General features: G+C 74.4%; 7 protein-coding genes and 1 pseudogene. 1 reads left to right on the top strand and 7 read right to left on the bottom strand.

Annotated elements, in window-relative coordinates:
• The 6 genes and pseudogenes from HN013_RS30095 to HN013_RS30070 form a co-directional block, all read right to left on the bottom strand.
• Positions 1-792, bottom strand: a pseudogene (locus HN013_RS30095) (hypothetical protein); the annotation flags it as partial.
• A 104-nt stretch (positions 793-896) separates the two neighbouring features.
• A complete protein-coding gene (locus HN013_RS30090; RefSeq protein WP_171171831.1) occupies positions 897-1,691 on the bottom strand; it encodes a tyrosine-protein phosphatase in 795 nt (264 codons plus the stop codon).
• Between the two features lie 97 nt (positions 1,692-1,788).
• On the bottom strand, positions 1,789-2,397 hold the full coding sequence (locus HN013_RS30085) for a rhomboid-like protein (protein ID WP_249375607.1): 609 nt from the start codon (positions 2,395-2,397) through the stop codon (positions 1,789-1,791).
• Positions 2,398-2,493: 96 nt separating this feature from the next.
• The gene (locus HN013_RS30080) at positions 2,494-3,141 is read right to left on the bottom strand and encodes a response regulator transcription factor (RefSeq protein ID WP_171171829.1); all 648 of its coding nucleotides are present in this window, start codon (positions 3,139-3,141) and stop codon (positions 2,494-2,496) included.
• Positions 3,142-3,244: 103 nt separating this feature from the next.
• Positions 3,245-3,718, bottom strand: coding sequence for a cupin domain-containing protein (locus tag HN013_RS30075; protein WP_171171827.1), 474 nt, complete (start codon positions 3,716-3,718; stop codon positions 3,245-3,247).
• A 71-nt stretch (positions 3,719-3,789) separates the two neighbouring features.
• Entirely contained in the window at positions 3,790-5,067 is a 1,278-nt protein-coding gene (locus HN013_RS30070) for a sensor domain-containing protein (protein ID WP_171171825.1), read from the bottom strand.
• A 357-nt stretch (positions 5,068-5,424) separates the two neighbouring features.
• Here HN013_RS30070 and HN013_RS30065 point away from each other — a divergent pair, with 357 nt between their 5' ends.
• On the top strand, positions 5,425-7,779 hold the full coding sequence (locus tag HN013_RS30065) for an MMPL family transporter (protein WP_171171823.1): 2,355 nt from the start codon (positions 5,425-5,427) through the stop codon (positions 7,777-7,779).
• Here the strand turns inward: HN013_RS30065 and HN013_RS30060 are convergent.
• The gene (locus HN013_RS30060; RefSeq protein ID WP_171171821.1) at positions 7,749-8,342 is read right to left on the bottom strand and encodes a winged helix-turn-helix domain-containing protein; all 594 of its coding nucleotides are present in this window, start codon (positions 8,340-8,342) and stop codon (positions 7,749-7,751) included. The genes HN013_RS30065 and HN013_RS30060 overlap by 31 nt on opposite strands.
• Positions 8,343-8,483: the final 141 nt, after the last annotated feature.

Genomic DNA, 8,483 nt, shown 5'->3' with positions numbered 1-8,483 from the left:
GGCCGCCGCGCCGTCGGGCCCCCAGCCGCCGCCGGGCAGGGCGAGCAGCGACCCGCAGACGACGGCCGCCGCGAGCGCCGCGGCGGCGGCCCGCAGGTGCTGGCGGCGGCGCATCAGGTCGGTGGGGCGGGCCTGGAGGGAGCACGGGTCGAACTCCACGGACGCCAGCAGCGAGCCGTCCCGGCTGCCGGGCGGCACCTGGACGGCCGCCGCCTCGGCGAGGGCCGCGCCCGGCTCGGCCACCCCGGCGGCCGTCAGCAGGGTCCGGACCTCCCGGTCGGACGGCAGCTCCAGCGTGCGCAGCACGAAGGCGGCCCGGCCGGGGGCCGAGAGGCGGCCGAGCGCCTGGTCCAGGGCGAGTTCGTCGGCGCCCCCCGAGCGCGGGAACAGCCGCAGCCCCCACACCTGCGGGAGCAGCGGCGGCAGCAGCCCGGGCCGCGGCAGCCCGAACCGGCCGCGCGGACGGTCGGCCGCCAGAGCGCCGCGCAGCACCCGCAGCCGGACGTACGCGTACCCGGGGTCGCCGCTCCGCTGCCCGTCCGCCCCGCGGGGCGCCGGGACGGGCTCCTCGACGTGCTCGACGAGGCTCACCCGGTTGCGCGGCAGGGACCGCTGGACGAGCGCGTGCGCCGTGAGCACCCTGCGGTTGCGGCCGAGGGCCGGTGGCAGTACGAGGTAGCCCAGACGTACCAGACGCGGGTAGTGCTCGATGAGGGCGGCCTCGGCCTGCTCGATGTCGAGGGGGGTGGCGGTGTCGGCGGGGGGCCGAACGGCTGTCGCTTGCTGCTCCACGTCCGTAGAACGAGTGAATGGTGGGATGGTCACCTCACCCCTGTGGGCGATGGCGCGCCGGGCCCCCTCCTCACGTCTGCGTCACAGGGCGGCCTTTCCCGCGCCTACGCCACGTAGCGCGCGCGGATCCGGTTCACTGCCGCGTCCGGGACGCCGAGGCCCACCCGTACGTACCCCTCGACCGACCCGTACAGCCGGTGCGTCTCCTCCAGCGCCGCCGCCAGGTACCCCGGCCGGACGCCGAAGATGGCGGAGGCGATCTCCGGGTCGCCGCCGGCCTCCGTGAAGCGGTCCACGATCGGCGCGAACGCGGCCCGTACGGCGGGTGCGACCGCCAGGTACTCCTCCTCGGCGGTCTCCTGCTCCGCCCCGAGCAGCAGCAGGAGCACCGTCGCCGCCCAGCCGGTGCGGTCCTTGCCGGCCGTGCAGTGGAAGAGGAGCGGTCCGCAGTCCGGTTCGGCGAGGGTGGTCAGCAGCCGGCCGTAGGCGCGGCAGGCGGCGTCGGAGGTCACGAACGCGCGGTACGACTCGCACATCAGCTTCTCCGCCTTGCCGCCGCCGAGCCGCTCGTCCGCGGCGGCCGGGCTGCCGAGCACCGACTCGATGCGCGCGGGCATCGCGGCGCTGCCCGGTGCCGCCCCGGCGGCCAGGACGTCGGCGACGATCAGCCGGGCGCCCCGCGGCAGCTGGTCCGGGCGCTCGCGTCGCTCGTTCTCGCTGCGGAGGTCCACCACCGTGCGGATGCCCAGCGCGGCCACGGCCGGGTCCGCGGCGGGGTCGTGCCGGTCGAGCTGGCCGGAACGGAGGAGCAGGCCCGGACGGACGGCGGAGTTGCCCACGAGCGCGATGCCGCCGAGGTCGCGGAGGTTGATGATGGTCGAGGCATCGAACTGCGGCATGCGCGCGTCTCCCTCTTGTCGGCCTTCGGCAATGTCGTGGGCGTTTTTCTGCTTTCCACTTTTATTGTGGAGAACGGTAGCCGAGCCCGCGACGGCACTACCGTGCGAGGGTCCGGCCGCGGGCCGCGCCCAGGCCCATGCCCAGCAGCAGGGCGAGCAGGTGACCCGCGTCCGTGAAGCCGGGGCGGTTCCTGGCCAACGGGCGTATGCCGAGCGCCAGCAGGGCCGAGCAGGCGCCGGTGCGCAGCCGCCCGGCGGGCAGTGTCACGGCGAGGGCGCCCGCCACCGCGTTGAAGCCGTAGCTGGTACCGACATCTATGGCCGAGCGCGTCGAGGAGCGGGCGTGCACGGCGCGCAGACCGCCGTAGACGAGGAGCGAGGCGCCCACGTGTCCCCAGGCGAAGGTGCCCGCCGCCCACCACGCCCCGTGCGCGTACTCCGTATAGCCGAGGACGGCCAGGAGCAGCAGGGCGTACCCGAGGTCCATCGGGTGTTCGACGACCGCGGCGCTGGTGGCCAGGGTGTCCCAGCGGCCCGCGTCCAGATTGTCGGCATTGGTCGAGCAGCGGCGCAGCAGCCGGACCCGCCGGGCCGGGGTGAGCAGCCGCCGGGCCGCGTACGCGCCGAGTTGGACGCCGCCGACGTACGCCGGGGCGAAGCGGGGCAGCCGGGACCGGGATGACGTCTGGGAAGGCTCGGAGATCATCCGGCCATCATCGGACGGGGGTTGCCCCGGCGCCACCCCGATGGCGGCTTCGCGTCAGGAACATGACCTCCGGTCTCCCGCGGGCGCCCCGCCGCCTCACCCCCGGTCCAGATACGCCAGCACCGCCAGCACCCGCCGGTTGTCGTCGTCGGACTGGGCAAGACCCAGCTTCCCGAAAATGTTGGACGTGTGCTTCGCGACCGCCCGTTCGGTGATGACCAGCCGCTCCGCGATGGCCGCGTTCGACCGGCCCTCCGCCATCAGCTCGATGACCTCCCGCTCGCGCGGCGTCAGCCGGGCCATCGGCGCGTCCTGGGAGCGCCGCGTCAGCAACTGCGAGATGACCTGCGGGTCCATCGCCGTACCCCCGGCCGCCACCCGGCGGACGGCGTCGACGAACTGCTCGGCGTCGAAGACCCGGTCCTTGAGCAGGTAGCCGACCCCGCCGGTGCCGTCCGCCAGCAGCTCCTGCGCGTACAACTGCTCCACGTGCTGCGACAGCACGAGGACGGGCAGCCCGGGGGTGGCGCGCCGGGCGGCCAGGGCGCACTGGAGGCCCTCGTCGGTGAACGACGGCGGCAGTCGGACGTCCACCACCGCCACGTCCGGCTTGAGTTCGGCCAGCGCCCGGCTCAGCTCGGGACCGCTCTCGACCGCCGCGACGACCTCGAAGCCGAACGCCTCCAGCATCCGGACCAGCCCGTCGCGCAGCAGGAAGAGGTCTTCGGCCAGGACGACACGCACAACAGCTCCAGGAAAGAGGACAGGCCGCGCCCCCCTCGGGCCCGGTGGTCGTCCCATGGTCCCTCATCGGGAGGTGGAACGCCCCCTCCTCCTGAGGGGGTGGTCAGGCCAGGGTGAAGTCGTCGAAGTCGAACCCCGGGGCCACCACGCAGGAGACCAGCACCGGTTCGTCGCCCACCGGTTCCGCGGCCTGCCAGACCCCGCCGGGGACGAGCAGCTGGGGCCGCTGTCCGTCCTCGACGGCGGGACCGAGGACCATCGTCGTGGCCCCCGCCCCGTCCGGGCCCTCGCCGGCGCCGCCGAGACGCATCCGGAGCGGGCCGCCGCGGTGCCACAGCCACAGCTCGTCCGAGCGGACGCGGTGCCAGCGGGAGCGCTCGCCCGGGTGCAGCAGGAAGTGGATGCCGGTGGCGTGGGGCCGGGGGCCCGGGTACCCCTCGGGAACCGTGCCGCCGGACGTCCGCCACGTCTCGCGGAACCAGCCGCCCTCGACGTGCGGCCGCAGGCCGAGGAGCTCGACCAGGGGGGACACGGCGGGCTCGGGGGACTCGGGGGACCTGGGGGAGGGGTCGGTCATGCGCCCCACTCTCCCACCCGGAGCCCCTCCGCGTCAGAGGGCCGCGTCAGAGGGCCGTGTCAGTGACCGTGTCAGTGGGCCGTCATCGGACGGGTGGTGGTGAGGGCGCAGGGGATCTCGATGGTGACCAGCGTCGGCCCGCCCACCGGGCTGCTGACCGCCAGCACCCCGTCGAACGCCCCGAGCCGCCGCTCGACGCCCGGCAGACCCGTACCGGCCGAGGTGTCGGCGCCGCCGCGCCCGTTGTCGGTGACGGCGATGCGCAGCATGCCGTCGGCGTGGTGCACGTCCAGCCAGATCCGTTCGGCCCCGGAGTGCTTGACGGCGTTGGTGAGGATCTCGCTGACGGCGAAGTACGCGGCGGACTCCAGCGGTTCGGCGGCCCGTCCGGGCAGGTCCACGTCGGCCTCGACCGGCACCGGCATACGCAGCGCCAGGGCCCGTACGGCGTCGCCGAGCCCGCGTTCGGCCAGCACCGGCGGGTGGATGCCGCGGACGAGGTCCCGCAGTTCGGTCAGCGCCTCGGCGGAGTCCGCCCGGGCGGCGGCGATCAGCCGCTTGGCCTGCGCCGGGTCCTTCTCCACCAGCGCCTCGATGGTGCCCAGGCTCATGCCCATGGCCACCAGCCGGGCCTGCGCGCCGTCGTGCAGATCGCGCTCGATGCGGCGCAGCTCGGCGGCGGAGGTGTCCACCGCGTCGTGCCGGGTCTCCGTCAGGTGCTCGATGCGCAGCGCCATCTCCCGCTCGTGGGTGGGGTGGAGCAGCTTGCTCGCCAGCACGAAGTTGGCGCGCAGCAGGGCCGGCGCGGTGAGCACGCCGACGACGGCGAAGACGGTGCCCAGACCGGCCGCCAGGTTGGCGCTGGTCTGCCCGGTGATGTGGATGAAGGCGAACCACTCGCCCCCGCCGGCGTTGACGATGGGCTTCCACACGCCGCACGCCAGCACGATGCCCCACGGCATGTAGACCAGGAGGGCTACCGGCAGGATGGCCAGCGCGAAGCCCGCGGTCATGTCCACCAGCAGCCACTGGAGGTCCCGCCAGGTGGCCTTGTCCTTGAGCAGGGCCTGGCAGCGCTCCGCCTGGCCCAGGATTCCGCTGCGGGTGGGCAGCGGCCGGTAGGGGGCGGGGACGCGGATGCCCGCCCACGCCAGGGACTGGACGCGGCGCTGGTTGGCGTACGCCCGGACGGCCCGGAGCGCGTACGGGGTGGTCAGGACGCCGATGCCGGCGGGGATCAGACAGATCGAGACGACAGCCAGCGTGAAGAGGAGGATCGACGCGAAGAGTCCCCAGAAGGCCAGGCCCGCGGACCTCGCTGTCGCTGTGAACCCTCTGCCGATCTTCATGGGTGCTCCCCCGTCGTCCGTTCCGCCGGGGAGCCCTTCCCCCGGTCGGCCCCCAGTCTGCCGTCCCGCCGCCGGGCCGGTCACGGGGTGCAGCCAGCGCATCGGGGGTGTACCTGGCAACACCCTCTCACCTGGCCCTTCCGCCCGGGGAGAGGGGTGCGGGACGGCTGGGGGAGCGGGGCGCGGATTTCTAGCGTCGGGGGCATGACGACACACCTCACCCCTGGGGGCCGGGGGCACGGCCCGGTCCGGCCCGGCGACTCTTCGGCGGGGACTGCTTCGGGACCTGGGCACCTGCCTTCTGGGAACGGTCAGATGCCGCTTGGGAACGGCCGGATGCCCCTTGGGAACGGCCAGATGCCTCCTGGGAACGATCAGATACCTCTTGGGAACGGTCAGATCCCTTCCGGGCCCGGCGGCACCCCTCCCGGGGACGGTCGCCTCCCCTCCGGCGGCGGCGGCCCGTCCCGGCCCCGGCGGCAGCCCTCCGGCGGCACCCCGCCCCCGGCCGGCGGCCTCGCCGCGCGCCTCGGCCTCTGGAGCGCCCGGCACCGGAAGACCGCGGTCCTCGGCTGGCTGCTGCTCGTCGTCCTGGCGGCGGTGCTCGGCGGCATGGCGGGGACGGCCGAGATGACCGACGCCGAGCAGGGCGCCGGGGACTCCGCCCGCGCCGAACAGATCCTCGCCGACGCGGGCATCGAGGAACCCGCCACGGAGATGGTCATGGTCTCCGGACCCGCGCCAGGCGACTGGCGCGCCGCCACCGGCGGCCTCGCCCGGGCCATCGAGGCCACGGGCAGGGCGGGCGGCGTCAAGCCGCCGGTGCCCTCCGCCGACGGCCGGGCGGCCCTGATCCGGTTCGAGATCAAGGGCGACCCCAAGACGGCCGGGGACCGGGTACAACCGGTCGTCGACGCGGTCGGCGAGGCCAGGAAGGCCCACCCCCGCCTGACCTTCGACGAGTACGGTGACGCCGTCGCCGGCAAGTGGCTGGACGACATGCTCGGCGAGGACTTCGCCACGGCCGAGTGGACGGCCGTCCCGCTGGCCCTCGGCATCCTGCTCGTGGTCTTCGGCGCGGTGGTCGCCGCCCTGCTGCCCGTCGGCCTCGCCGTCACCGCCTTCGTCGCCGCCAACGGCCTGCTGGCCCTCGCCAGCCACGCCCTGCACATCTCGCCCACCACCGGCTCGGTGATGCTGCTCATCGGCCTCGCCGTGGGCGTCGACTACTGCCTCTTCTACCTGCGGCGGGAACGCGACGAACGGGCCGCGGGCCGCGACGCCGAGACGGCGCTGCGCATCGCCGCGGCCACCAGTGGGCGGGCGGTCCTGGTCTCCGGGCTCACCGTGATGGTCGCGATGGCCGGGATGTTCCTGTCCGGGCTGATGCTCTTCGAGGGGTTCGCGCTCGCCACCATCCTCGTCGTGTTCATCGCCATGACCGGCTCGGTCACCGTCCTGCCCGCCCTGCTGTCCTGGCTCGGCGACCGGGTCGCGAAGGGGCGGGTGCCGTTCGTGGGCCGGCGGGCCGGTGGCCGCCGGGCGGACGGGCGGGGGACGAGTGGACCGGGGGCGGGCGGACGGATCTCCGGCGCGGTGCTCAGGCCCGTCCTGGGCCGCCCGGGGCTGATGGCCGCCGCGGCGACCGCCGTCCTGCTCGTCCTCGCCCTGCCCGCCCTCGGCATGAAGACCGAACAGCTCGGCCTCGACCGGCAGATGCCCTCCGACGCCCCGCTGCGCACCTCGTACGAGCGGATCACCACGACCTTCCCGGGCGGCCCGGCCCCCGCGAAGGTCGTGGTCAGGGCGGACGACGTCACATCACCGCGGTTCACCGCGGCCGTCGCGGAGTTCACCCGGCGGACGGCCGAGAGCGGCCGGTTCGGCAAGGGCGTCACCGTCACCCCGCACCCCCGGCAGCACGTCGCCGAGATCCAGGTGCCGCTCGCCGGGGACGGCACGGGCAGCCGCGCCGAGCGCGCCCTGGAGACGCTCCGCGAGGACCTGGTGCCCAGGACCCTGGACCCCGTGGCCCGTGAGGCCGTCGTCACCGGACCGCTCGCGTCGTCCGTCGACTTCACCGATCAGCTCGGCCGCGGCATCGTGCCGGTCTTCCTCTTCATCACCGTCGTGACCTTCCTGCTGATGCTCTTCTCCTTCCGCTCCGTGTACGTCGCGGCGGCGTCGATCCTCCTCAATCTCCTCTCCGTGGCCGCCGCCTACGGTGTGCTGACCGCCGTCTTCCAGCACGGCTGGGGCGCGTCCGCGCTGGGCGTGGAGAAGGCGGGCGCCGTCGAGGCGTGGCTGCCGCTGTTCGTGCTCGTCGTCCTGTTCGGCCTGTCGATGGACTACCACGTCTTCGTCGTCTCGCGGATCCGCGAGGCCCGGCAGTCCGGCCTCGCCACCCGCGAGGCCATCCGCGACGGCATCCGTTCGACGGCCGGCGCCGTCACCGGCGCGGCCGTCATCATGGTCGCCGTCTTCGGGGTCTTCGCCACCCTGTCCATGCAGGACATGCAGCAGATGGGCGTCGGCCTCGCCGCCGCCGTCCTGCTCGACGCCACGGTCGTACGGATGGTCCTGCTGCCCTCGGTCCTCGCCCTGCTCGGCGAGCGCAGCTGGCGGCTGCCGCGCGCACTGCGCCGGCTGCCGGACCTCTCGGAGCAGTCTGTGACGACCCGTCAGGAGACCGACAAGGGTGCGTACTTGTAACCGACCCGCCGCACGGTGACGATCGACGACCGGTGCTCCGCCCCCATCTTCCGGCGGAGCCTGGCCACATGGACGTCCACCGTGCGGCCGTCGCCCACGTGCCCGTAGCCCCACACCGTGGTCACCAACTGGTCGCGGGTGTGGACCCGGTGGGGATGGGCCACGAGATGGGCCAGCAGCTCGAACTCCAGGTACGTGAGGTCCAGCGGCCTTCCCGCGACCCGCGCGGTCCGCTGCTCGGGGTCGATGCTCACCAGGGCGTCACCCCGCCCGGCGGGCACGGCCCCGGCGGCCTCGGTGATCGTGGAGGCCACCGCCGGATGCCGGTCGGCCGGTACGAGCACCAGATACCCGACCATCGGAGGCCGCCCCGGCAGCACCGGCAGGGCCTCCTGCGGGGCCGGCAGCCAGGTCGCGCCGGGGTGCAGCAGATCGGCGACCGGCGGCGCGTCGTCGGGGGAGACGGCGCGCAGGCGGTGGCGCTGCGTGGGGAGGGACTGGGCGAGGAGGGAAGGGGCGGCGGAGGGAGTGGCCGCAGCGGTCAGCGTACGAAGGTTCGACATGGAGAGCTCAGCTCTTTCGCGCGGGGGACGTCGAAGAGGACGTGCGATGCGCGGGCCGTTGGCCGGCAATGGTGCCGACGGCTGACTTCGACGGGGTCAGCGGGAGAGATGGGCCTGCGCGGAAGGACACGCGCGACAACA

Source organism: Streptomyces sp. I05A-00742 (assembly GCF_013055795.1).
GTDB lineage: Bacteria > Actinomycetota > Actinomycetes > Streptomycetales > Streptomycetaceae > Streptomyces.
This window is presented reverse-complemented; position numbering and strand designations above follow the sequence as displayed.

What these genes read in the sequence shown, in the direction of transcription:
- HN013_RS30085 (WP_249375607.1), bottom strand. Translation starts at nt 2,397, where the DNA reads ATGATCTCCGAGCCTTCCCAGACGTCATCCCGGTCCCGGCTGCCCCGC.
- HN013_RS30075 (WP_171171827.1), bottom strand. Translation starts at nt 3,718, where the DNA reads ATGACCGACCCCTCCCCCAGGTCCCCCGAGTCCCCCGAGCCCGCCGTG.
- HN013_RS30090 (WP_171171831.1), bottom strand. Translation starts at nt 1,691, where the DNA reads ATGCCGCAGTTCGATGCCTCGACCATCATCAACCTCCGCGACCTCGGC.
- HN013_RS30060 (WP_171171821.1), bottom strand. Translation starts at nt 8,342, where the DNA reads ATGTCGAACCTTCGTACGCTGACCGCTGCGGCCACTCCCTCCGCCGCC.
- HN013_RS30070 (WP_171171825.1), bottom strand. Translation starts at nt 5,067, where the DNA reads ATGAAGATCGGCAGAGGGTTCACAGCGACAGCGAGGTCCGCGGGCCTG.
- HN013_RS30065 (WP_171171823.1), top strand. Translation starts at nt 5,425, where the DNA reads ATGCCTCCTGGGAACGATCAGATACCTCTTGGGAACGGTCAGATCCCT.